Source organism: Amycolatopsis sp. NPDC098790 (genome assembly GCF_044759945.1).
Classification (GTDB): Bacteria; Actinomycetota; Actinomycetes; order Mycobacteriales; family Pseudonocardiaceae; genus Amycolatopsis.
The window spans coordinates 594,419-616,224 of the sequence record NZ_JBIWAI010000001.1; the positions used below are offsets into that span (position 1 = coordinate 594,419).

The window sequence follows — 21,806 nt, forward strand, 5'->3', positions numbered from 1 at the left end:
GGTGGGGTGCCGGTTCGGCCTTCGGCTGTCTGGAAGACCGTCAGGCTTCGGCCGCCAGCCTCTGCGTCACCGGCAGCAGGTCCTGGGCCAGCACCTGACGCAGGAACACCGCCGCCACCCGGTGCTGCTTGTCCAGCACGATCGTCGACGGGATGATGTTGCGCGGGTAGCCGCTCAGCTTGAGCAGCACCCTCCCGTCCGGGTCGTAGATCGACGGGTACGTCAGCTTGCGGTCGCGGACGAAGTCCTGCGCCACCTCGCGCGCCGGGTCGCGGACGTCGATGCCGACCACCTGGACGCCCTGCTTGGCCACCGCCTCCATCTCCGGCACCTCCGTGCGGCACGGCCCGCACCACTGGCCCCACAGGTTGAGCACCACGACCCTGCCCGGGAAGTCCGCGATCGACAGCTGCTTGCCCTCGTTCATCAGGTCTTCGCCGGCCAGCACCGGCGACGTCTGGCGCTGCGCGAGGTCGTACGTGATGTCGACCTTGCCGCCCGGGGAGACGAAGCTGAAGCTGCTCCCCTGCACCACCGCGTCCTTGCCGCTGCTGCACCCCGCCACGGCCAGCGCGACGAGCGCCGCGCAGAAGACCCGCCTCACGCCCCGGTCACCTTCGGGTCGGTCGCCCCGGCCGGCTCGCTGTAGACGATCTCGCGCAGCTCGTCGCCGTCGAACACCAGTGACGTCAGCGACGCCAGCGAGCACTGACGGCGACGCGGGTCGTGCCACAGGCGCTTGCCCTCGAGGAACCGGCGCAACGTCCAGATCGGCAGCTGGTGCGACACGCACAGCGCCTCGTGACCGTCAGCCGCCTGGCGGGCCCGGTGGACCGCGCCGAGCATCCGGTGCGCGATCTCGAGGTAGGGCTCGCCCCACGACGGCTTGAACGGGTTCACCAGCTTCGGCCAGTGCTTCGGCTCCCGCAACGCGCCGTCGCCGACCGCCACGTGCAGGCCCTCGAACTGGTTTCCCGCCTCGATCAGCCCGGAATCGGTCGCGATGTCGAGGCGGTGCGCCGCGGCGATCGGGCCCGCCGTCTCCTGCGCGCGCTGCAGCGGCGACGCGACGACGTGCACCAGGTCGTGGCCGGCGACGGCCTCGGCGACCGTCAGCGCCTGACGCTGCCCGCGCTCGGACAGCCGGTACCCGGGCAGGCGGCCGTACAGGATCTTTTCGGGATTGTGGACTTCGCCGTGCCGCAGCATGTGGACCACGGTGGTCACTTGACCGCCTCCGCCGCCGCGCGCGCCGCCGCGGGCAGGGCCGCTTCGATCACCGAGAACGCTTCGTCGTCCATCGCCGCGTTGACGAACCAGGCCTCGTACGCGCTGGGCGGCCCGTACACGCCGGCGTCGAGCAACGCGTGGAAGAACGCCGGGTACCGCCACGTCTCGGACGCCTGCGCGCCCGCGTAGTCGCGTACCGGCGCTTCGCCGAAGAACACGCTCACCAAGTTGCCCGCGTACTGGACGTTGTTCGTCACCCCCGCTTCGCTCAGCGAGCGGCGGAAGAGGTCCCCGAGCCGCTTCGCGTTGGCGTCGAGGGCCGCGTACACGGCGTGGTCGGCCGCGCGCAGCGTCGCGAGGCCCGTGGCCACCGCGACGGGGTTCCCGGAGAGTGTCCCGGCCTGGTAGACCGGCCCGCCCGGGGCCAGCTTGGCCATCACGTCGGCGCGGCCGCCGAACGCCGCCGCCGGCAGGCCGCCGGACATCACCTTGCCGAACGTGTAGAGGTCGCCGGCCACGCCTTCGAGTCCGAACCAGCCCGCGCTCGAGACGCGGAACCCGGTCATCACCTCGTCCATGACCAGCAGCGCGCCGTGCTCGTGGGCGAGGTCGCGCAGGCCGGCGTTGAAGCCCTCGTCCGGCGCGACCGCGCCCATGTTGCCGGCCGCGGCCTCGGTGATCACCGCGGCGATCTCGCCCGGGTTGTCCACAAAGGACTGCCGGACGGCGTCGAGGTCGTTGTAGGGCAGCACCAGCGTGTCCGCGGCCTGGGCGCCGGTGACACCCGGCGACGTCGGCAACCCGAGCGTCGCGACGCCGGAGCCGGCCTGGGCGAGCAGCGCGTCGACGTGACCGTGGTAACACCCGGCGAACTTGACGATCTTCGTCCGGCCGGTGAAGCCCCTGGCCAGCCGGATCGCGCTCATCGTCGCCTCGGTGCCCGAGTTGACCAGGCGGACCTGCTCGACCGGCGCGACGCGGTTGACGATCTCCTCGGCCAATTCGACCTCGCCGATGGTCGGCGTGCCGAACGACAGCCCGGACGTCGCCGCCTTGCGCGCCGCCTCGACGACGTGCGGGTGGGCGTGGCCCAGGATCATCGGGCCCCAGGAGGAGACCAGGTCGACGTACCGGTTGCCGTCGGCGTCCCACAGGTGCGGGCCCTCGCCGCGGACCATGAACCGCGGGGTGCCGCCGACGGAGTTGAACGCCCGGACCGGCGAGTTCACCCCGCCCGGGATGGCTGCCTTCGCGCGGTCGAACCACGCCTTGGACTGCTCGGTTCCAGTGCTCACCACCCCAGTCTCCCAAATCCCCCTAGGATGGCCGGACGCCGCCCGGGAGGGGAACAGCCGGTGACCGAACGTGTGTCCCAGCGCAACCCGTGGCTCGTGCTGGCCGGCTTCCTGGGCGTCGTCGCCGTCGTGGCCGTGGTCGCCGGACTGGCCGCCACCTCGGCGAAGGACGTCTACGCGCGGCTCGAGCAGCCGTCGTGGGCGGCGCCGGCGTCCTGGTTCGGTCCGGTGTGGACGGTGCTGTACGTCACGATCGCGGTGTCCGGCTGGCTCTACTGGCGCACCGACGGCGAGACCCGCGGGTTCGCCGCCTACGGCATCGGCCTGCTGGCCAACCTCCTGTGGACGCCGCTGTTCTTCGAGGGCGGCGCGGCGAAGGCGGCGCTCGTCGACATCGTCGTGCTGGACGTCGTGGTGGTCGTCACGATCGTCCTGTTCGCCCGCCGGTCGAAGCCCGCCGCCGCGCTGCTCGTGCCCTACCTCGCCTGGATCCTCTACGCGACGGCGCTGAACACCGCGATCGTCGCGCTCAACTAGCGCGCGGCCTGCTGGGTGATGGCCTGCGCGGTCACCGTGCCGTCCTCGCCGGCCTGCCCCTGGACGGTGACCGTCGAGCCCGGCTTGAGGTCGGAGAGCTTGCCCTGCTGGGTGACGCCGACCGTGGTCGAGTCCGAAGTGGACACCTTGACGTCGTCGCCCTGCGCGGTCTTCACGTAGACGGTGGTGCCGTCGACGCGGTCGACCGTGCCCGTGGTGCCGCGCCCGCCGCCCGCGCCGCGGAAGCCACCACCCTGCTGGCCGGTGCCGCCCTGCTGACCGCCTTGAGCCGCGCCGGTGGGGCGGGTGGGCGTGGCGGAGGACGAGGAGCCGAACGCGGCGTGCGTCCAGACACCGCCACCGAACGCGATAGCGAGGACGACGAGCCCGGCGAGCACCACCGTCGTGCGCGAGAACGGCTTCGCGGCCCGCCGCATTTCGGCGTTGAGATCCCCCTCGACCGCCGGGCTGGCGACGATCTGCTCCGCGGTCGGCTCGACCGCCGGCAGCACGGCCGTCGGCTCGTCGCCCGGCTGGGTCGTCGTGGACGAAGACATGCGAAGACTCCTTATTCGTGACGCAGGGCGTCGATGGGCCGCAGCTTGGCGGCCCGGTTCGCCGGGAAGCTGCCGAAGAACAGCCCGATCAGGGCGGATACCGCGAACGCGAGCAGGATCGACGAGGGCACCACCACGGGCTGGATCCCGGAGATGGTGAACCGGCTGCCGATCAGCCCGATCGCGACGCCGAGCAGCCCGCCGAACAGGCTGAGCATGGTCGCTTCGGCGAGGAACTGGCCGAGGATGGCCGCGCGCGGGGCGCCGATGGCCTTGCGGATGCCGATTTCGCGGATCCGCTCGGTCACCGTGACGAGCATGATGTTGGTGACGCCGATGCCGCCGACGAGCAGCGAGATCGCCGCGACCGCCGCCAGCAGCACCGTGAACGTCTCGGTCGCCGACGTCCGGGTCGCGAGCAGCTGCTCGGAGTTCTGGATCTGGTAGTCGGCGGTGCCGCCGAGGCGGATGCCGTGACGGGCGTTGAGGATCGCGGTGATCTCGGACTGGGCCAGCGAGACGGAGTCCGCGCTGGTGGCCTGGACGGCGATCTGGCTGAGGCTCCCGTAGCCGGCGAGGGAGTTCTGGACGGCCGAGATCGGCGCGATGGCGACGTCGTCGGCGTTCTGCAGGCCGGTGCTGCCCTTGGCCTGCAGCACCCCGACCACGGTGAACTGGATGCTGTTGAGCAGCACGTTCTTGCCGACCGCGGCCGTGGTGGTGCCGAAGATCGACTCCGCCGTCGTCGGGCCGAGGACGACGACCTTCCGCGCGGCCGTGACGTCCTCGCTGGTGAACAGCTGGCCTTGGGCGAGGTCGCGGTTGGTCGTCGCGAAGTAGGCCGGTTCGGTGCCCGCGACGCTGGAGATGTCGTACGACGTCTGCCCGTAGGTCGCGGTCGCCGTCGTGTTCACCACCGGCGACGCGGCCTTGACGTCCGGCGCGCCGACGGGGTCGACGAGCGCGTGCGCGTCCTGGACGGTCAGCGGCCGCGCCGACGCGCCCTGCCCGCCGCCGCGCGCCGGGGAGACGTTGACGACGTTGGTGCCGAGGCCCTGGATGCTGGCCGCGATGGCCGCCGAAGCGCCGTTGCCGACCGCGACGAGCAGGATCACCGCGGCGACGCCGATGGTGATGCCGAGCGTGGTGAGCGCCGAGCGCAGCTTGTTCGCGGTGAGCCCGCGGACGGCGAAGCGCAGGATTTCGAGGAAGTTCACGTGAGCGCTCCGGCCGCGCGGGTGATCTCGTCGGACACGATGAGGCCGTCGTCGACCCGCACCACGCGGCGCGCGTGCTCGGCGACCTCGTCCTCGTGCGTGATGACGACGATGGTGCGCCCGAGCCGGTTGAGCCGGTCGAACACGCCGAGGACGTCTTCGGTGCTGCGGCGGTCGAGGTTGCCGGTGGGCTCGTCGGCCAGCAGCATCGCCGGGCCGGTGACCAGCGCCCGCGCCACGGCGACGCGCTGGATCTGGCCGCCGGACAGCTCGCTCGGCAGGTGCTTGGCCCGGTCGGACAGCCCGACCATCTCGAGCGCCGCGAGCGCGCGGCGGCGGCGTTCCGCCCGGCGGAGTCCACTGTAGACGAGCGGAAGCTCCACATTGGACAGCGCGGACGTCCGCGGTACCAGGTTGAACGACTGGAAGATGAAACCGATCTTCCGGTTGCGCAGCAACGCCAATTGCCGCTCGTTCAGCTTGCCGACGCCGAAGCCGTCGAGCAGGTACTGGCCGGACGTCGGGACGTCGAGGCAGCCGAGCATGTTCAGCAACGTCGACTTGCCCGAGCCCGAGGCACCCATGATGGCGACGTACTCGCCGGGCCAGACGGTCAGCTCGACGCCACGCAGCGCGTGCACCGCCGTGTCGCCGGCGCCGTAGGTCTTGCGCAGCCCGGAGACCGCGATCACCGGCTTCACGCGCGCCGGGTTCACCCGCGGCCGCCGAACCCGCCGCCGGCGCCCGTGCCGGTGCCGCGCTGGCCGCCGCCGGGGAAGCCACCGGTGCCGCCGCCCGGGAACCCGCCGGTGCCACCGGTCCCGGTCCCGGTCCGGCCGGTGCCCCCGGTCGTGCCGGTCGAGGCCCCGCTGAGCACGACGTTCTCGCCCTCGGTCAGCCCGGAGGTGATCTGCACGGTCGACTCGCCGCGGATGCCGACCTGCACCTGCCGCGGCACGTTCTGGCCGTTCTCCTGCACGGTGACGACGTTCGTGGTGCCGGCGGTCGTCACGGCCGCGGCCGGCACGCTCAGCGCGTTCTGCGCCTCCGCCACGGTGATGACGACGCTCGCCGACTGGCCGGGCCGCAGCCCGTCCGGCGGGTCGGTCAGCGCGAGCTGCGCGCCGTAGGAGACGACGCTGCCGCTGGTCGTCGGGGTCAGGTTGATGCTCGATACGGTGGCCTGGACCGGCTTGTCCGGCAACGCGTTCAGCGTCACGGTGGCCTTCTGGCCGGTCTTGACCTTGCTGACGTCGATCTCGGCGACCGAGGTGTTCACGACCAGGCCGGTCATGTTCGTGATGGTGATGAAGCCACTGCTGCTACTGCTGGACGAGGACGCGGTGCTGTTCGACGAGCCCTGTCCGCCCTGGCCGCTGCCACTGCTGCTGCTCGACGACTGGGAGCTGCTCGCCGAGCCGCTGGAGGACTGCTGCCCGACGGTCCCGTTGACCGCGGTCACCGTGCCGGCGCCGGGTGCGTAGAGCGTCGTGTTGTCGAGGGCTTCCTGCGCGGTCTGGACGTCCAGCTGCGCCTGGTCGAGCTTGGCCTGCGCCGAGGTGACGCTGTTCGCGGCCTGCGTGCTGTTCTGGGAGTTCTGGCCGGTCGCCGGGGTGTCCTCGGCGTCTTCGGCGGAGTCCAGGCTGTCCTGCGCGACGGCGAGGTTCGCCTTCGCGACCTGAAGCTGTTTCGCCGCCTGCGTGCTGTCGATGGTGGCGAGCTTCTGGCCGGCGCTGACGACGTCGCCGACCTTCACGTCGATCGAGGTGACCTTGCCCGCCGTCGAGAAGTTCGCCGCGCCGGTGTAGCTGCTGGCGAGGGTCCCCGCGGCGGAGATGGTCTCGGTGACCGTCGCGCGGCGCACCTGGGTGCTGCGCGTCTGCGCCTGCGCCGTGTTCGGTTCCGGGCTGAACGCCTGGTATATCCCGAAACCCGCTCCGGCCAGCAGTACGACCAGAGCACCGTTGATCACCCATGCCTTCGAGGCACGCACGCGCGTCATGCGGCAACAGTGGTGCCGCTGCTTAGCAATTGACTGTTCGTTCCCTGTGCGGGAGCTGTGTATCAGGCCTTCGGGGCGCGGTGCCGCGCACGCACGGCGAGCAGCAGCTGACGCACGGCGTCGACCAGCAGGATCGCGGCCACGGTGCCGAGCCCGATGGCGGCGGCGAGCATGCCCCCGAAGTACCGGTGCGACTCGAGGACGGCGCCGTCGTCGGTCCGCGTGACGACGACGGCGAGGCCGCCGTGCCAGAGGGCGTAGGCGGCCCACCCGGCGCCGACGGCGAGCACGACTTCCAGGACGGCGACGAGCGTCCGCCACGGCTTGTGCAGCCGGGCCTGCGGGCCGGCTTCTTCCGGCGGCCAGAGCTCGGCCCCGGTGGGCTGCGGGAGGTCGATCACGGAAGCGATTTTCTCATGCTTCCTTCGGCGTCGCCCGCACGAGCCGGTCCAGCGCGTCCTGCAGCGCCTCGACGTCCTTCGCCCACGCCAGGACCACCGTGCCGTCCGCCAGCTCGACCGGGAGCGAGTCGTACTTGCGCGGCACCGTCCAGCCGCCGCCCAGGACCCGCGCGCCCACCGGGACGCCGACGTCCGTCACCGAGGCCAGCTGGTCCGCCGCCACCTTCTCGCGGCCCTGGCGCAGCTGCTTCGTCGTCACTTCCAGCGACAGGAACCGGCGGCGCGCGTACACCCACGGCACCGTGATGACGCACAGCCCGAACCCGACCATCAGCCAGCCGACGACGTGCACCGGCCCGCCCGTGACCAGCTCCGCCAGCCCGCCGAGCAGGGCGAACACCGGGCCCCACGCGATGGCGGCCCAGCTCACGCCCGACTCGGCGTAGAGCCGGTCGCTCACGGCTTGGCGCCTGCCTTCGGGAAGAAGTCGCGCACCGACGGCAGGTACATCAGCACCAGCGCGATGACGAACAGCAGCGTCGCGACGACCGACGGCAGGTTGCTGAACAACGCGAACTGGAACAGCACGCACGCGATCGCGAGCCACGTCAGCACCGTGCGCGCCGAGCGGGTGCCTTCGCGGGCCTTGTACGCGAACAACGCCATCAGCAGCGCGAACACCACCGCCCCGACGAGCAGCACCCAGACCAGTGTGTTCGTGCCGCTGGCGATCGCCGCCGCGTCGAACTGGCGGCCCGCCTCGCGGTTCTGCTTGATCAGCTGGTCGACCAGCTGCTGCTTGAGGACCAGGGTGAGCACCTGGCCGCCGATCAGCACGAGACCGCCGGCGATCCAGAACCAGAAGGACACCTGCACGGGTCCGGGCGGCGTCACGCGCGTCGCGACCTGGCCCGGCAGCAGCGGATCCGGCGAGCGGCCCAGTTTGCGCCGTTCGTCATCGGTCAGACCCGTCAGGTCCTCTTTGTCGTCCACGGGGGGACTCTATTACGTCAGTCCAGCCAGGCAGCGGCCTCGGCCGCCCAGTACGTGAGGATCAGGTCGGCGCCCGCGCGGCGGATCGACGTCAGCACCTCGAGGACGGTCCGTTCGCGGTCCAGCCAGCCGTTCGCCGCGGCGGCCTCGACCATCGCGTATTCGCCCGAGATGTTGTACGCCGCCACCGGCACCGGGGAGATGTCCGCGGCCGCCTTGATGACGTCCAAATAGGACAGCGCGGGCTTGACCATGACCATGTCCGCGCCCTCGGCGAGGTCCAGCTCGATCTCGCGCAGCGCCTCGCGGCCGTTGCCCGGGTCCTGCTGGTAGGTCTTGCGGTCGCCCTTGAGCTGCGAGTCGACGGCCTCGCGGAAGGGGCCGTAGAACGCGCTGGCGTACTTCGCGGAGTAGGCGAGGATCGCCTTGTCGCGGTGCCCGGCCTCGTCGAGCGCCCGGCGGATGACGCCGATCTGGCCGTCCATCATCCCGGACGGCCCGAGCACGTGCGCCCCGGCTTCGGCCTGCGCGACCGCCATCTCGGCGTAGATGCGCAGGGTGGCGTCGTTGTCGACCCCGCCGTCGGCGTCCAGGACGCCGCAGTGGCCGTGGTCGGTGAACTCGTCGAGGCAGGTGTCGGCCATCAGCACGGTGGCGTCGCCCAGCTCGTGGCGCAGGTCGCGCAGGGCGACGTTGAGGATGCCGTTCTCGTCGACCGCGCCGGAGCCTTCGGCGTCCCGGTGCTGCGGGACGCCGAACAGCATGAGCCCGCCGACGCCGGCGTTGACCGCGTCCACGGCGGCCTTCCGCAACGTGTCGCGGGTGTGCTGGACGACGCCCGGCATGCTCGAAATCGCCTTCGGCTGGTCGAGGCCCTCGGCGACGAACATCGGGAGGATCAGCTGGCGTGGCCGCAGCGTCGTCTCACCCACCAGCCTGCGCATGGCCGGGGTGGTGCGGAGCCTGCGGGGACGATGCTCTGGGAACACCCCTCCAAGTTACTCCCGCCGTGATCGCCGGAGTTCCGCAAGGGTGCTTGACCCCGGCCCGCGCGGGCGATTCGGTACGGGGGTGACCGAGTACGTCGAGCGCCTGCCCGTGCCGCGGCTGGCGTCCGTGGTGCGGACGGTCTGGTTCCAGCGCACCGGCGACGCGCCGTACGTCCAGCGGCACCTGCCCACCGGCGGCGTCGAACTGCACTTCCCGCTCGGGGGACGGCCCCGGCTGCTCGGCCCGCTGACCGCGCCCAGGCTCGAGGTCATCCCGGCGCGCACGACGCTCGTCGGGGTCCGGTACCGGCCCGGCGCCGCTCCGCCGCTTCCGGTCCCCCTCGACGAGCTCGTCGACCAGCACGTCGACCTGGCCGACCTGTGGGGTGACGCGGCCGGCCGGCTGGCGGCGGCCGGAACCCTCGCGGGCATCCAGGCCCGGCTGCCCGTGGCAGCGGTGGACCCGCTGGTCGCCGAGGCCGTGCGGCTGCTGATGCCGTGGCGCCCGGCCGACATCGACACCGTGGCCGGCCACCTCGCGTTGTCCCCCAGCCAGCTGCGCCGCCGCTGCCTGCAGGCGGTGGGCGTCGCGCCGAAGGTCCTGCAGCGGACGCTGCGGTTCCAGGGGTTCCTCGCGCTGGCCCAGGCGGGGCTGCGGAGCGCGGCCGGGCTCGCCGCCGACACCGGGTACGCCGACCAGGCGCACCTCAACCGCGAGTGCCTCCGCCTGACCGGGCTGACCCCGCGGGCGTTGCTCGGCGGCAGCGTCGAGGGGTGCGCGTGCGGTCACGACCACTCGGCGTCCTACCTGCCGTTCCTGCGCGATTCGTTCAAGAACGGCCGGCTCGGCGTCCCTAGCCTGGCGCGATGATCCTCGTCACCGGCGGGCTCGGCATGATCGGCGCCCACACCGCCCGCGCGCTGCTGCACCTCGGCCACGACGTCGTCGTCACCGCCCACCGGCGGGTCGAGGTGCCGTCGTTCCTGGAGGGCCGGGTCACGGTCGAACGGCTCGACGTCACCGACCGGGACGCATTCCTTGCACTCGGGTCGCGCCACGACATCAGCGACATCGTCCACCTCGCGGGCAGCATCCCCGGGGACGACCCGGTCGAGTTCTTCCGCACGGACACGGCGGGCCTGCTCAACGCCCTCGACGCGGCCCGCGCGTGGGGCGTCCGGCGGTTCGCGGTGGCCAGCAGCCTGGGCGTGTACATCGGCCGTCCGGAGGTGCCTTGGACCGAAGACCTCTCGCTCCCTTCGGTTGCCTTGCCGCACTTGATCATCGCGTACAAGAAGGCGGTCGAGCCGCTGACGACGCACAGCCTGGCGGGCAGCGGCGTCCAGCCGGTGGTGCTGCGCATCGGCACGATCTGGGGCCCGCTGGTGGACCCGCAGTCGCCGTTCTGCCCGATCCCGTCGCTGGTCAACACGGCCACCTCGCAGATGCACGCCGACGACGGCGGCGACGTTTGCTACGCCCCGGACGCGGGCCGCGCGATCGCCCTGCTGACCACGGCCCCGACGCTGAACCACGAGGTCTACAACGTGTCGAGCGGCCGCCCGTTCACGTACGGCGAGTTCGCGTCGGCGCTGGGCGCAACCCTGCAGCCGGGCGGCTCGAGCGGCCCGTACCTGGACATCTCCCGCCTGACCGCGGACACGGGCTTCAAGCCCGAGTTTGACGTCCCGGCCTCGGTCGCCGACTACCTGAAGTGGCGCGAGACCAACCCCCGCTGAAACGACCGAAGGCCGCCCCGGCAAACCGGGGCGGCCTTCGTCGTGAAGAACCTCAGGAGCGGCGGGCCCGCTTCGCCTTGCGGGGCGGCGGCAGCGCACCCTCAGCACGCAGGCGAGCGGCGTGCTCGGCCAGCGCGTCCACCAGGTGCGGCACGTCGGCCTTCTCCGGCTGGACGTCGACCCGGAGCCCGAACTCCACGGCGGTTTCCGCGGTCTTCGGGCCGATGCACGCGACCAGCGTGCGGGTGTGCGGCTTGCCGGCGATGCCGACCAGGTTCCGCACGGTCGAGGACGAGGTGAAGCAGACCGCGTCGAAGCCGCCGGTCTTGATCATCTCGCGGGTCTCGGCGGGCGGCGGCGCGGCCCGGACGGTCCGGTAGGCCGTCACGTCGTCGATCTCCCAGCCGCGCTCGCGCAGGCCGGCCGACAGCGTCTCGGTGGCGATGTCCGCCCGCGGCAGCAGCACGCGGTCGACCGGGTCGAGGACGTCGTCGTACGGCGGGAACTCGGCCAGCAGGCCCTCGGACGACTGCTCGCCCGACGGGACCAGCTCCGGGATGATGCCGAACGAGCGCACCTTCGCCGCGGTCGATTCGCCGACGCAGGCGATCTTCACGCCGGAGAACGCGCGGGCGTCGAGCCCGAACTCCTCGAACTTCTCCCACACCGCGCGGACCGCGTTGGTGGAGGTGAAGACGATCCACTGGTAGCGGCCGTCGACCAGGCCCTTGACCGAGCGCTCCATCTGGGCCGGGCTGCGGGGCGGCTCGACCGAGATGGTCGGCACCTCGTGCGACGTCGCGCCGTGGCCGCGCAGGCGCTCGGCCATCTCGCCGGCCTGCTCCTTGGTGCGCGGCACCAGGACCTTCCAGCCGTACAGCGCGCGCGACTCCCACCACGACAGCTTCGAGCGCTGCCCGGCGGCCTGGCCGATCGTGACGATCAGCGGCCCGACGAGCTCGCCCGCGTCGTTGGCGAGCTTCTCGAGCGTGGTGTCGAGGGTGCGCTGGGTGTTGATGGTGCCGTTCGCGGTGACCGCGACCGGGGTCGACGCCGGGACGCCGTTGCCGGTCAGCGCGGACGCGGCCTCGGCCAGGTGCGCCGACGACGCGTGCAGCACCAGCGGGCCGGGCGAGGCGGCCAGCGCCGCCCAGTCGACGTCGCCGCGGACGTCGACCTCGGTGTGCGTGCCGCCCAGCGCGACGCCCGCGTACGCCGGGACGGCCGCGGCGGGCGAGACGCCCGGGATGACGTCGAACACGGCGCTCGTGCGCGCGACCGCCTGCACCTCGGCCACCACGGCCGGGGTGGTCAGCGGGTCGCCCGCCACCAGGCGCAGCACCAGCCGGCCGGCCTTGGCCTCGGCGGTGAGGTCCTTGGCGACCTCGGCGGCCTCGCCGACGGCGGGCCGGACCTCGGCGCCCTCGGCGGCCATGGCCAGCACCGCCTGGGGGACGTCGGGGTCGGTCACCACGACCTCGGCCTTGGTCAGCAGCTCCTGGGCACGGACCGTGAGCAGGCCGGCGTCGCCGGGGCCGGAGCCCACGAACGCTACGCGCCCGGTGGTCTTTCGCGCGGGGGTCATCTGTGCGTTTCTCCTCTTGCGGCGGCCGTGCGGGATCGCACGGACGCAGGTCTCCTACACGTCTTTTCGAAGCGCTCGCGAGAGCGCTACTGAGCGGGACCGGAGAGGGCTCCGGCTCCGAGGTCCAGCAGCTCGGCGGCCAGGTCCTTGCCCAGCTGGGCGGCCTGGTCCTTGTCGGCGAGCGCGATGGCCCGGACCATGTCCACCGCGCCGTCCTCGCCGTCGACCGCGGCGGTGCCGCGCAGCGAGATCCGTTCCACGACCTTGCCCTCGGCGTCGAGATCTTCGACGATCTCGGCGAGCGCGCCCACCGGCGCGCTGCACCCCGCCTCGAGCGCGGCCAGCAGGGAACGCTCGGCCGTCACCGCGACCCGCGTGCCCTCGTCGTCCACTGTGGACGCGAGCAGCTGCTCGATGTCCACGTCGGCGGACCGGCACTCCACCGCCAGCGCGCCCTGGGCGGGCGCGGGCAGCATCTGGATCGGGTCGAGGGTCTCGGTGATCGCCTCGACCAGACCGACCCTGGCCAGTCCGGCACGCGCGAGCACCACGGCATCGAGCTCGCCGTCGGTCACCTTGCGCATGCGGGTGTCGATATTGCCGCGAATCGGCACGATTTCCAAACCGAGACCCAGCGCACGCAGCTGCGCGGTGCGCCGGGCGGCGCCGGTGCCCACCGTCGAACCCGGCGGCAGCTCGCCCAGGGTCAGCCCGTCACGCGCGATCAGCGCGTCCCGCGGGTCCTCGCGCGGCGGCACGGCGGCGAGCGTGATGCCCGGCTCCGGCGCGGTCGGCAGGTCCTTGTACGAGTGGACGATGACGTCGACTTCGCCGCGCAGCAGGGCTTCCCGCAGCGCGGAGGTGAACACGCCGACGCCGATCGTCGCGATCGGCGCCATCGACTTGTCGCCGGGGGTGGTCACCTTGACGATCTCGACCTCGACGCCGGTGGCGCGCAGGGCGTCGGCCACGGTTCCGGTCTGGGTCAGCGCGAGCTTCGAACCACGCGTACCCATGCGAATGACTCTGGTCACTGCTACTTCTTCTCTGGTGGGGGCTTCGGGCTCGCCACCGCGGCGGGTGCCTGCGGGTCGAGGCAAAACAGTTCTCGCAACGCGTTCGCGTAGTCGGTGTCGGCCGTCTCGGCGGCCAGCTGCTTGACCCGCACGGTCGGCGCGTGCAGCAGCTTGTCGACCACCCGGCGGACCGTGCGGCCGACCTCTTCGCGGACGCCCGGCTCCAGTTCGGGCAGGCGGTTGTCCAGCCGGAGCAGCTCGGCGTCGACGACCTCGGCCGCGCGACGGCGCAACGCCGTCACGGTCGGGGTGACCTCGGCGCTGCGCTGCCCGGCGAGGTAGTCGCGGACCTCGTCGAGGACGATCCCGGTCGCCTTGGCCGTCTGGCGCTCGGTGGTCGGGGTGCCGGCTTCGCGCATCCGGCGCTGGATGGTGGCCAGGTCGACGACCCGGACGTCGGCGAGCTCGCCGACCGCCGGGTCGACATCGCGGGGCAGGCCGAGGTCGCAGACGACCAGGGCGCGGCCACCGCGGGGCAGCACGTGCTCCGGCGTGAAGACGGCGTCCTGCGCGCCGGTGCAGCAGATCACGACGTCGGCGTCGCGGACCGCGTCGGCGACCTGCGACAGCGGGACCGCGCGGGCCGGCACGCCCTGCTCGGTGACGTTCGCGGCCAGCCGGCGGGCGCGGGCGTCGGTGCGGTTGGCGACGGTGATCTCGCCGATGCCGGCCTTGCGCAGCTGCGACGCGCTCAGCGCGCCCATCGAGCCGGCGCCGACGATGACGGCGTGCTTGCCGGCGACGTCCCCGGCCGCGGCGAGCGCTTCGGACACGACCGACGCGCCGAGCTGGTCGAGCCCGGTTTCGGTGTGGACGCGCTTGCCGACGCGCAGCGTGGTCTGGATCAGCTCGTGCAGCGTGCGGCCGACGGTGCCGGCCTCGCGCGCGGTGGCGTAGGCGGACCGGATCTGGCCGAGGATCTGCGTCTCGCCGACGACCATCGAGTCCAGGCCCGAGGTGACCGAGAACAGGTGCTCGACCGCGGCGCCGGCGTAGTGCACGTACAGGCTGTCGTAAAGCTCGGCGGTTTCCATGCCGGCCTGGCGGGAGAGCACGCGGGTGACGTCGTCGAGGCCGCCGTGGAAGGTCTCGACGACCGCGTAGACCTCGATCCGGTTGCACGTCGAGACGAGCATGACCTCACTGACGTGCTCGGCCTGCTGCAGCTCGTCGAGCACCTTGCCGATCTCGGGAGCCGGCACCGCGACGCGCTCGAGCGTGCTCAGCTCCGCACTCCGATGCGAGAGACCGACCGCCAAGACGCTCATGAGCGCACCACCATTTCCCGTCCGCCGTCCGGACCCGAACCGTTCCGGCCGCCCTTCCCATTCTCGGACGGCAGGCCTGTCCCGGGTAATCCGGAATTGCCCTGATTGCCGGCGGCGTCATCCGCGCGGCGGGCCACATGGAACGAGAGTATCTGCAGCTCCACGGCCAAATCCACTTTGCGGACCTCGATGTGAGCAGGAACCTGCAGCACGACGGGAGCGAAGTTGAGGATGCACTGGACACCGCCCGCGACCAGACGGTCACACACCGATTGCGCGGCGGTGGGCGGGGTGGCGATCACGCCGATGGAGATGCCGCGCTCGGCGCAGATGCGCGGGATGTCGTCCATGTGCGACACCGGGAGGCCGCCGACGGGCACGCCGATCAGGTCCGCGTCCAGGTCGAACAGGGCCTCGACCGGGAAGCCGCGCCCCGGGAAGCCGCCGTAGTTGGCCAGCGCGTGGCCGAGGTTACCGATCCCGACCACGGCCACTTTGTGCTGCCGGGTCAGGCCCAAGATGCGCTCGATCTGGCTGACCAGGACGCTGACCTCGTAGCCGACGCCGCGGGTGCCGTACGAGCCGAGGTAGGAGAGGTCTTTGCGCAATTTGGCGGAATTGACGCCCGCGGCCTGGGACAGTTCCTCGCTCGAAACGGTCGTCGCGCCCTGCTCGGACATCCCGGACAGCACCCGGAGGTAGACGGCGAGGCGGGCAACGGCGGCTTCGGGGATCTGCTTCGCCCGGACGGCCTCGGGGGCATCCCCGTTGGGGCCGGCCGGGACCGCCGGCATTTCGGCGGTGGGGGCGTTGTCGGCGTCCGGGGTGGCCGGACGGCGGGGCCGTCGCGGCGCCCGGCCCGGGGAGTCCGCCGCGTCGCGCCTCCCCCGCTGTGTCACCACGCCGTCGTCTCCTGCCCGCTGTTCGAAGTGAAGCTGTGCACCCGGCGGCCATCGCCACGGCCGTTCCGAACTGTGTCTTGACCCAGGGCGCGGGGTCCGGTTCGATGCGGACCGCCCGGGGGCGATGGTCCTACGGTAGACCACTTGTGAACGCACGCACAAAGTCACTGGTCGGAGGCGGTTCAGGGGTGGCCACGATCATGACGCGGTGTCAGAATCCTTGCCCGCCAGGCACTTCCGCCCCCCGTCGCACGCCGGGCGTGATCGCGCGCCCGCACCGGCGGCGCGGCAAGCGGGCCGCCGGGCGCGGTGAACGGCTCCGGCGCGCTGCTCGGCCCCGCGGTGTCTTGAATGAGTCATTCAGGACCCCGGAGGTCCTGAATGACTCATTCAAGACCTTTGGCGGCGGTGTGGGTCAGCTCGCGTCGAGGCTCACCGAGTGCCAGCCGGTGGCGCCGTCGGGGACCGGGTCCGCGCGGTTCTCCGTCTGCGTGTAGCCGTCCTGGTCGGTCGCCCGCACGAACGCCTGGTGCGTCCCCTTCGGCACCTCCAGCTCGATCCACCACATGCGCCAGGTGTCCTTGCTCACCTCGGCCGACAGCACCGCCGGCTGCCACGCGCCCTGGTCCAGCCGGACCTCGACCTTCGCGATGCCCGTGTGCTGCGCCCACGCCGTCCCGGCCAGCCGGACCTTGCCCGCGCCGACCTTCGCGAAGCCGGTCGGGGTGTCGATCCGGGACTCCGTCTTGATCGGCGCCTGCTCGGCCCAGCCGCGGCTGAGCCAGTACGCCTGCCGGTCGTCCCACTTCGCGAACTCCAGCGACTCGACCCACTTCGTCGCGGACACGTACCCGTACAGCCCGGGGATGACGATCCGCGCCGGGAAGCCGTGCTCGACCGGCAGCGGCTCGCCGTTCATGCCGATCGCGAGCATCGCGCCGCGCTGCGGGTCGAGGGCCACGTTCGCCGGGGTGCCGCACGTCCAGCCGTCGACGCTGGTCGCGTACATCTGCTCGGCCCCGGCCTGGACGCCGGCTTCGCCGAGCAGGTCGACGAGGTCGACGCCGAGCCAGGTCGCGTTCGAGATCAGCGGCCCGCCGACCTCGTTGGACACGCACGTCAGCGTGACGCGCCGCTCGACCAGCGGCCGGTTGCGGATGTCGGCGTAGGAGAAGGTCACTTCGCGGTCGACCATCCCGTGGATCTTCAGGCTCCAGTCCTCGGTGCGGATCTGCGGGACGACCAGCGCGGTGTCGATGCGGTAGAAGTCGCCGTTCGGCGTGAGGAACGGCGGTGAGCCGAGCTTCGCGAAGTCGGCGTCGGCGGGCAGCGGCGGCGCGGTCCGCGCGGGGACCAGCGGCCCGACGGCGGCCCGCGACTCCTCGGCGTTCGAGCTGGTCCCGGCCACCTGCCCGACGACGGCGGCGACGCCCGACCCGGCCACCACCCCGACGCCGGCCCGGAGGAACTTCCGGCGGTCGAACCCCCGGTCGTGCACGACGTCCACCGGCAGCGCGATCCGGTGCAGCCAGGTGAACACCGCGAGCCCGGCGGCGAGCGCGGCGACCGGCGCGAGCAGCGCGACCTGCCCGAGGTCGCTGCGCGCGTAGACGGCCGCGACGCCGGCGGCACCGAGCACGACGACGAGGATCTGCCCGGCGCGGGGCGTCCGCCGCGAGAGCTGCCCGGCCAGCAGCGCGAACAGCACGAGCACGAGGGCCAGCCCGACCTTCAGGACCGGCTTGTCCCAGGTGCCCAGCGTCCGCTCGGCCCACTTCACGATCGGGGTCGGGCTGTGGTCGATGACGTAGTTGGCGACCGCGATGAACGGCGAGGCCGTGTAGCCGACGAACCCGGCGACCAGGTGCCCGACCCCGAGGGCGGCGGCCAGCGCGAGCACCCCGATGAGGGTCGCGACGGGCAGCGAAAGCCGCCGGGGTGCTTCGGGCGGCGCTTCCTGCAGAGTGCTCACGCCTCCATCTTCGGAGCGAAGGCGTGAAGCGGCTGCTCGGAACGGCTTACAGACCTGTTACGGCTTCAGGCGAGGGCCTTCCGCAGCCGGTCCTCCTCGACGCGCCAGTACCCGTGCTCGGCGCCGTCGACGAGGATCACCGGGACGCGGTCGCCGTACTCGGCGCGCCACTCCGGATCCGTGTCGACGTCCTCCGCCTTCCACGGGACACCCAGCTCACCGCAGATCCGGGCGACCTCCGCCTCCGCGACCTCGCAGAGGTGGCAGCCGTCGCGGCCCATGACCGTCACTTCGTGCGCCATGCCGTCCTTACTACCGCAACCGGACGCGGCGCAGCTTGCCGGTCGCCGAGTGCGGCAGCGATTCGGCGAACTCGACCGCGTGCGGCACCTTGTACCCCGCGAGGTGGGCCGCGCACTGGTCGACGACCTGCTGCTCCGACAGCGACGCCCCGGCCACCGGCACCACGAACGCCTTCACCGCCTCGCCGCTTCGCTCGTCCACGACCCCGACGACCGCGGCCTCGGCCACCTCCGGCAGCTGCCCGATGACCTCCTCGACCTCGCGCGGGAAGACGTTGAAGCCGTTGACGATGATCAGGTCGTTGGCCCGGTCGACCAGGTGCAGGTCGCCGTCGACGTCGAGGTAGCCGACGTCGCCGGTGCGGAACCAGCCGTCGTCGCCGGGCCCGTGCTCGCCGTCGGGCCAGTAGCCGGAGAACAGGTTGGCGCCGCGGATCGACACCAGCCCGGTCTCGCCCTCGGCTTCGAATACGTCGTCGACGTCGTCCGGGTCGAGCGGCACGGCCTGGTCGGTGCCGTCGCTGTCGACCAGCCGCAGCTCGACCCCGGGCAGCGGCCGCCCGACCGAGCCGGGCTTCGGGTAGCCGGTGACCAGCGTCGACGTCACCACCGGCGCGCATTCGGTGAGCCCGTAGCCCTCGAAGACGTCCAGGCCGGTGGCCTCGCGGATCGCGCCGAGCACCTTCGGGTGCAGCGGCGCGGCACCCGACGTCATCCGCCGGACGGTGGCCAGCTTCGCGCGCAGCTCGTCGGGGCCGAGCGCGGCGAACTCCGTGTACATCGTCGGGACGCCGGTGATCGTCGTGACGCCGTGCTCGGCGCAGTCGTCCAGCGTGCGCTGCGCTTCGAAGCGCTCGGACAGGATCGCGGTCGCGCCCACGGCGACCGCGTGCAGCAGGCCGGGGCCGAGGCCGTAGACGTGGAAGAGCGGGATGGTGATCAGCACGCGGTCGTCGTGCTCGAGCGCGCCCTCGACCTCGCCGATCTGCGCCAGGTTCGCGAGCAGCGCGCGGTGCGACAGCATCACGCCGCGCGGCGGCCCGGTGGTGCCGGAGGTGTAGGAGACGACGGCGACGTCCTCGCCGGACCGGCCGGCATCGACGGATTCGACTGCTCCATCCGGGTCGGATTCCGGAGTGAGACCGGTCACGCCGTCCGGCAGCGCCTCTTCGGCGTCGCGCGTGATGACAACCTTGGCACCGCTGTGCTCGAGCAGCTTCTCGAACTCGGGTCCCGGTGCCTGCGGCGACAGCGGCACGACGATCGCCCCGGCGCGCAGCGCGCCGAAGAACCCGACCACGAAGTCGACCGACGTCGGCAGCCGCAGCGCGACCCGGTCGCCGGGCTCGACCCCCGCGTCCACGAGCCGCCCGGCCTGCGCCTGCGCAGCGGCCTCGACCTGGCGGTAGGTCAGGCCGCGCCCGGTGCCGGTCTCCCGCACCGCCGGGTGGTCCGGCCACGTCGCCGCGGCCCCTGTGAGCAGCCCGCCGACCCCCGGCTGCGTCCCCTCTGGAGCACTCACGAACGATCCACCTCTCCTCGCCCGGCCCAAACCGTTGCAAGTCTGTCATTCGGAGCGACGTCATGGGTGCTGACCGCGAGCGTCGCGTCTGCACAACCCCGGAGCCACTACCTACTTCGCGGTAACTACACGTATGCTGCACTGCGTCGTGGGGGTGGTGGTGATCACCGCCACGACCGGAGAGAGGGAGTCGCCGTGACGAACTTGCTTGCCCACGAAGCCGTGGGGCACGCGAGCCGGCCGGCCCCTGCTCTCCGGGGTTCCGGGGGTACCGTGGCCCGCTGGGCCAGCTTCGCCGCCGGAGGTGCCGCCCGATGACCGTGCCGACCGCCGTGAGCCGCGGGCCCGTCTTCATGTTCGCCGAGCGCGTGTTCGGGCGTTCCGCGTCCGTGCCGGTGAGCAGGCAGGCGGCCGACGACGAACGCGCCGAAGCGGCGAAGGCCGAGGCGTGGGACCTCGTGCGCGCCGCGCAGGAGGGCGACACGTCCGCGTTCGGCCGGCTCTACGACCGCTACGTCGACGTCGTCTACCGGTACGTGCTGTTCCGCCTCGGCGACCGCGACCTGGCCGAAGACGTCACGAGCGAGACGTTCCTGCGCGCGCTGCGCCGGATCACGTCGGTGAGCTACCAGGGGCGTGACGTCGGCGCCTGGTTCGTCACCATCGCCCGCAACCTCGTGCTCGACCACGTGAAGTCGAGCCGGTTCCGGCTCGAGGTCGTCACCGACGAGGTGACCGAGCCGGGTTCGGCGCCGTTCAGCGTCGGCGCGAGCGTCCAGGCGGGTCCCGAGCAGGAGGCGATCAGCCGCGCGACCCGCACCGAGCTGCTGCGCTGCGTCGCCGAACTGGGCGACGACCAGCGGGAATGCATCGTCCTGCGGTTCCTGCAGGGGCTGTCGGTGGCGGAGACGGCCGAGATCATGAACCGCAACGAGGGCGCGATCAAGGCGCTCCAGCACCGCGCGGTACGCCGTTTGGCACAACTTCTGCCCACGGGATTGCGCTGATCCCGCGAACTTTTCGCACCCGTCGGCCGAATCGGTAACCTCGGCGGCTTCTTAATCGTTACTCCTGCCAGACCGGTGTCAGGACCGGCCCTGGCCCGAGATGGAGCTGCGCAGTGAGGTTTGCGCGTGAGCGAGCCGAGATCGATCGGTTCGCGCGTGCCCTGGAGCCGTCCCCGGTACGCCGGGACGGCGAGTTCGCCGACGAGCTGGCTCTCGTCGGCGCCCTGCGCGAACTCGGGGCGGCCGGGGCCCCGGACCTGGAGACCCGGCAGCGGATCCGCGCGGAGATCGCGGGCCGCCTGGAGACGGCGGCGGCCACCCCGCGTCGGAGGTGGCGGCCGCGGACCGCCGACCTGGTGGCCGCCGCGCTCTTCCTCTTCCTCGTCCTCTCCGGGCTGACGCTGGTGCTCTCCCGCAACGCGCTCCCGGGCGACCCGCTCTACGGCGTCAAGCGGGCTGGTGAGTCGACGGCGCTGGGCCTGACGTTCGGCGACGAGGCCAAGGCCCGCAAGCACCTGGAGTTCGCGACCAACCGCGTCACCGAGATGGGCGAGCTGGCCTCGGAAGGCGCGAGCGACGCCGACTACCGGACGGCGTACGACGACTTCGCGGCCGACTTGAAGGCCGGCGTCGCGCAGATGGCGACCGTGGCGACCAGTGACGGCGGCGGCGCGCAGGCGCTGTCCGACGTCCGGCTGTGGGCCCGCAACCAGGCGGCGCGGCTCGCGGCGCTCCCGGCAGGCCCGGCCCCGGTGCTCGACGACGTCCGCGACCTGCTCGGCAAGGTCCAGGAGCGCACGAGCGGCCTGGTGGCGCGGATGAACTGCTACCAGATCACCACCGGCTCGTCGGACGACCTGGGCCTGATCCCGGCGACCGGCGAGTGCACGCAGCGGCCGCTGCCGTCGTCGGGCGGCGAGCCGACGTCGTCGTCGCCCCAGTCGTCGACCGAGAGCACCGCCCCGGTGGCGACGGGCACGCAGCTGGCGCCGTCGAACGCCGCGTCGACGCCGGGCCTGCCCGCGCCGACGGGCGGGGTCACACCGCCGCCGGTCTACGGCCAGGTGCCGACGACCACGCAACCGCCGCCGGTGACGTCGACCACGCAGCCACCGCCGCTCGTGTCGATCCCGCCGCTGCTCCCCGGCCTGCCCCCGATCGTGATCGGCTGAGGTCCGGGCCACACCTGCGACAGCGCGGTGGGCGGCTCG

Annotated in this window: 23 protein-coding genes; 5 read left to right on the forward strand and 18 right to left on the reverse strand. The window is 72.3% G+C overall.

Annotated features, from left to right (window positions below; genetic code table 11):
- Nucleotides 1-40: 40 nt before the first annotated feature.
- From ACIQWX_RS03035 to hemL, 3 genes are read right to left on the reverse strand one after another with little or no spacing between them, the layout of a single operon-like run.
- Nucleotides 41-604, reverse strand: coding sequence for a TlpA family protein disulfide reductase (locus tag ACIQWX_RS03035; RefSeq protein WP_400864747.1), 564 nt, complete (start codon nt 602-604; stop codon nt 41-43).
- Nucleotides 601-1,227, reverse strand: a complete 627-nt coding sequence (locus tag ACIQWX_RS03040) for a histidine phosphatase family protein (RefSeq protein WP_400864749.1) — start codon at nt 1,225-1,227, stop codon at nt 601-603. Before ACIQWX_RS03040 ends, ACIQWX_RS03035 begins: the two co-directional genes overlap by 4 nt.
- Nucleotides 1,224-2,525, reverse strand: a complete 1,302-nt coding sequence (gene hemL, locus ACIQWX_RS03045) for a glutamate-1-semialdehyde 2,1-aminomutase (RefSeq protein WP_400864751.1) — start codon at nt 2,523-2,525, stop codon at nt 1,224-1,226. The genes ACIQWX_RS03040 and hemL overlap by 4 nt, the downstream gene beginning before the upstream one ends.
- A gap of 60 nt (nt 2,526-2,585) precedes the next feature.
- Here hemL and ACIQWX_RS03050 point away from each other — a divergent pair, with 60 nt between their 5' ends.
- Nucleotides 2,586-3,062, forward strand: coding sequence for a TspO/MBR family protein (locus tag ACIQWX_RS03050; RefSeq protein ID WP_400864753.1), 477 nt, complete (start codon nt 2,586-2,588; stop codon nt 3,060-3,062).
- Here the strand turns inward: ACIQWX_RS03050 and ACIQWX_RS03055 are convergent.
- From ACIQWX_RS03055 to hemB, 8 genes are all read right to left on the reverse strand, one after another.
- Nucleotides 3,059-3,619 carry a hypothetical protein gene (locus tag ACIQWX_RS03055; protein ID WP_400864755.1) on the reverse strand — a complete coding sequence of 187 codons (561 nt, stop codon included), beginning with the start codon at nt 3,617-3,619 and terminating at the stop codon, nt 3,059-3,061. The two genes, ACIQWX_RS03050 and ACIQWX_RS03055, sit on opposite strands and share 4 nt — an antisense overlap.
- Before the next feature lie 11 nt (nt 3,620-3,630).
- Nucleotides 3,631-4,836 (reverse strand): ABC transporter permease, encoded by a 1,206-nt coding sequence (locus tag ACIQWX_RS03060; protein ID WP_400864757.1) that lies wholly within the window; start codon nt 4,834-4,836, stop codon nt 3,631-3,633.
- A complete protein-coding gene (locus ACIQWX_RS03065; RefSeq protein WP_400864759.1) occupies nt 4,833-5,537 on the reverse strand; it encodes an ABC transporter ATP-binding protein in 705 nt (234 codons plus the stop codon). The genes ACIQWX_RS03060 and ACIQWX_RS03065 overlap by 4 nt, the downstream gene beginning before the upstream one ends.
- Before the next feature lie 11 nt (nt 5,538-5,548).
- Nucleotides 5,549-6,838, reverse strand: a complete 1,290-nt coding sequence (locus tag ACIQWX_RS03070) for an efflux RND transporter periplasmic adaptor subunit (RefSeq protein WP_400864761.1) — start codon at nt 6,836-6,838, stop codon at nt 5,549-5,551.
- Between the two features lie 62 nt (nt 6,839-6,900).
- Nucleotides 6,901-7,239, reverse strand: coding sequence for a hypothetical protein (locus ACIQWX_RS03075; protein WP_400864763.1), 339 nt, complete (start codon nt 7,237-7,239; stop codon nt 6,901-6,903).
- Between the two features lie 13 nt (nt 7,240-7,252).
- Nucleotides 7,253-7,699 carry a hypothetical protein gene (locus tag ACIQWX_RS03080; protein WP_400864765.1) on the reverse strand — a complete coding sequence of 149 codons (447 nt, stop codon included), beginning with the start codon at nt 7,697-7,699 and terminating at the stop codon, nt 7,253-7,255.
- Nucleotides 7,696-8,232 (reverse strand): hypothetical protein, encoded by a 537-nt coding sequence (locus ACIQWX_RS03085; protein WP_400864767.1) that lies wholly within the window; start codon nt 8,230-8,232, stop codon nt 7,696-7,698. Before ACIQWX_RS03085 ends, ACIQWX_RS03080 begins: the two co-directional genes overlap by 4 nt.
- Nucleotides 8,233-8,249: 17 nt before the next feature.
- Nucleotides 8,250-9,221 carry a porphobilinogen synthase gene (gene hemB, locus ACIQWX_RS03090; protein WP_400864769.1) on the reverse strand — a complete coding sequence of 324 codons (972 nt, stop codon included), beginning with the start codon at nt 9,219-9,221 and terminating at the stop codon, nt 8,250-8,252.
- 82 nt (nt 9,222-9,303) lie between these two features.
- Between hemB and ACIQWX_RS03095 the strand changes: the two genes are divergently transcribed.
- Both ACIQWX_RS03095 and ACIQWX_RS03100 read left to right on the forward strand, forming a co-directional pair.
- The gene (locus ACIQWX_RS03095) at nt 9,304-10,092 is read left to right on the forward strand and encodes a DUF6597 domain-containing transcriptional factor (RefSeq protein ID WP_400864771.1); all 789 of its coding nucleotides are present in this window, start codon (nt 9,304-9,306) and stop codon (nt 10,090-10,092) included.
- Nucleotides 10,089-10,961 carry an NAD-dependent epimerase/dehydratase family protein gene (locus tag ACIQWX_RS03100; protein WP_400864773.1) on the forward strand — a complete coding sequence of 291 codons (873 nt, stop codon included), beginning with the start codon at nt 10,089-10,091 and terminating at the stop codon, nt 10,959-10,961. Before ACIQWX_RS03095 ends, ACIQWX_RS03100 begins: the two co-directional genes overlap by 4 nt.
- Nucleotides 10,962-11,013: 52 nt before the next feature.
- On the opposite strand, the gene ACIQWX_RS03105 is transcribed toward ACIQWX_RS03100, so the two are convergent.
- The 7 genes from ACIQWX_RS03105 to ACIQWX_RS03135 all read right to left on the reverse strand — a co-directional run bounded on the left by ACIQWX_RS03105 (nt 11,014) and on the right by ACIQWX_RS03135 (nt 19,588).
- Complete coding sequence (locus tag ACIQWX_RS03105) at nt 11,014-12,546, reverse strand: uroporphyrinogen-III synthase (RefSeq protein ID WP_400864775.1); 1,533 nt, start codon at nt 12,544-12,546, stop codon at nt 11,014-11,016.
- A gap of 86 nt (nt 12,547-12,632) precedes the next feature.
- A complete protein-coding gene (gene hemC, locus ACIQWX_RS03110) occupies nt 12,633-13,562 on the reverse strand; it encodes a hydroxymethylbilane synthase (protein WP_400864777.1) in 930 nt (309 codons plus the stop codon).
- 20 nt (nt 13,563-13,582) lie between these two features.
- Complete coding sequence (locus tag ACIQWX_RS03115; protein ID WP_400864779.1) at nt 13,583-14,890, reverse strand: glutamyl-tRNA reductase; 1,308 nt, start codon at nt 14,888-14,890, stop codon at nt 13,583-13,585.
- Nucleotides 14,887-15,792 carry a redox-sensing transcriptional repressor Rex gene (locus tag ACIQWX_RS03120; protein WP_400864781.1) on the reverse strand — a complete coding sequence of 302 codons (906 nt, stop codon included), beginning with the start codon at nt 15,790-15,792 and terminating at the stop codon, nt 14,887-14,889. Before ACIQWX_RS03120 ends, ACIQWX_RS03115 begins: the two co-directional genes overlap by 4 nt.
- Nucleotides 15,793-16,207: 415 nt before the next feature.
- Nucleotides 16,208-17,764: a molybdopterin-dependent oxidoreductase gene (locus ACIQWX_RS03125; RefSeq protein ID WP_400864783.1), complete on the reverse strand. Its 1,557-nt coding sequence runs from the start codon at nt 17,762-17,764 to the stop codon at nt 16,208-16,210.
- A gap of 65 nt (nt 17,765-17,829) precedes the next feature.
- A complete protein-coding gene (locus ACIQWX_RS03130; protein ID WP_400864785.1) occupies nt 17,830-18,066 on the reverse strand; it encodes a glutaredoxin family protein in 237 nt (78 codons plus the stop codon).
- Nucleotides 18,067-18,076: 10 nt separating this feature from the next.
- On the reverse strand, nt 18,077-19,588 hold the full coding sequence (locus tag ACIQWX_RS03135) for an AMP-binding protein (RefSeq protein ID WP_400864787.1): 1,512 nt from the start codon (nt 19,586-19,588) through the stop codon (nt 18,077-18,079).
- Nucleotides 19,589-19,902: 314 nt separating this feature from the next.
- Here ACIQWX_RS03135 and ACIQWX_RS03140 point away from each other — a divergent pair, with 314 nt between their 5' ends.
- Nucleotides 19,903-20,595 carry a sigma-70 family RNA polymerase sigma factor gene (locus ACIQWX_RS03140; protein ID WP_400864789.1) on the forward strand — a complete coding sequence of 231 codons (693 nt, stop codon included), beginning with the start codon at nt 19,903-19,905 and terminating at the stop codon, nt 20,593-20,595.
- A 113-nt stretch (nt 20,596-20,708) separates the two neighbouring features.
- Entirely contained in the window at nt 20,709-21,767 is a 1,059-nt protein-coding gene (locus tag ACIQWX_RS03145) for a DUF5667 domain-containing protein (RefSeq protein ID WP_400864791.1), read from the forward strand.
- Nucleotides 21,768-21,806: the final 39 nt, after the last annotated feature.

Coding starts and splice junctions, on each gene's coding strand:
- ACIQWX_RS03055 (WP_400864755.1), bottom strand. CDS start 3,619: ATGTCTTCGTCCACGACGACCCAGCCGGGCGACGAGCCGACGGCCGTG.
- ACIQWX_RS03070 (WP_400864761.1), bottom strand. CDS start 6,838: ATGACGCGCGTGCGTGCCTCGAAGGCATGGGTGATCAACGGTGCTCTG.
- ACIQWX_RS03100 (WP_400864773.1), top strand. CDS start 10,089: ATGATCCTCGTCACCGGCGGGCTCGGCATGATCGGCGCCCACACCGCC.
- ACIQWX_RS03105 (WP_400864775.1), bottom strand. CDS start 12,546: ATGACCCCCGCGCGAAAGACCACCGGGCGCGTAGCGTTCGTGGGCTCC.
- hemC (WP_400864777.1), bottom strand. CDS start 13,562: ATGGGTACGCGTGGTTCGAAGCTCGCGCTGACCCAGACCGGAACCGTG.
- ACIQWX_RS03115 (WP_400864779.1), bottom strand. CDS start 14,890: ATGAGCGTCTTGGCGGTCGGTCTCTCGCATCGGAGTGCGGAGCTGAGC.
- ACIQWX_RS03130 (WP_400864785.1), bottom strand. CDS start 18,066: ATGGCGCACGAAGTGACGGTCATGGGCCGCGACGGCTGCCACCTCTGC.
- ACIQWX_RS03140 (WP_400864789.1), top strand. CDS start 19,903: ATGACCGTGCCGACCGCCGTGAGCCGCGGGCCCGTCTTCATGTTCGCC.